Origin of the sequence: Methylobacterium oryzihabitans (assembly GCF_004004555.2) — a bacterium.
Lineage (GTDB): Bacteria > Pseudomonadota > Alphaproteobacteria > Rhizobiales > Beijerinckiaceae > Methylobacterium > Methylobacterium oryzihabitans.
Window position 1 is genome coordinate 1 of record NZ_SACP01000161.1, and the last position, 439, is coordinate 439.

Annotated in this window: 1 pseudogene; it reads left to right on the forward strand. The window is 70.4% G+C overall.

What is annotated here, in order from left to right:
* Positions 1-439 (forward strand): annotated as a pseudogene (locus EOE48_RS28855) (hypothetical protein); the annotation flags it as partial.

Consider the following 439-nt stretch of genomic DNA (forward strand, 5'->3'; position numbering starts at 1 on the left):
CCCGCCAGGTTGCTGCCCGTACCTGCCAGCTGGCTGAAGGGGGCGGCGACACTCGCCGGCAAGGGCGGCCTGGCGCAGCGCCTGTGCGGGTCGCTGGAGGTAGACAGTGGCAAAGCCCGTGAACTGCTGGGCTGGCAGCCCCCGCTGGATGTGGACCAGGCGCTACGGCGCTACGCCCTGAACAAGCAGATCATCGACGTGCCCAACGCGCGTAGTTCGCACACCGTGCCCACCCCACGGGGTGGTGGCGTGGCCATTGTGCTGAGCTTCCTGGCCTGCCTGCCGCTACTGGGCATGGCCGGTGCGGTGCCGCTGGCGCCGCTGGTCGCCATTGGTGGGGCAGGGGCGTTGATCGCGGTAATCGGCTTCATGGACGACCACGGCCACATCGCTGCCCGCTGGCGCCTGCTTGGCCACTTCGCCGCCGCCGCGTGGATGC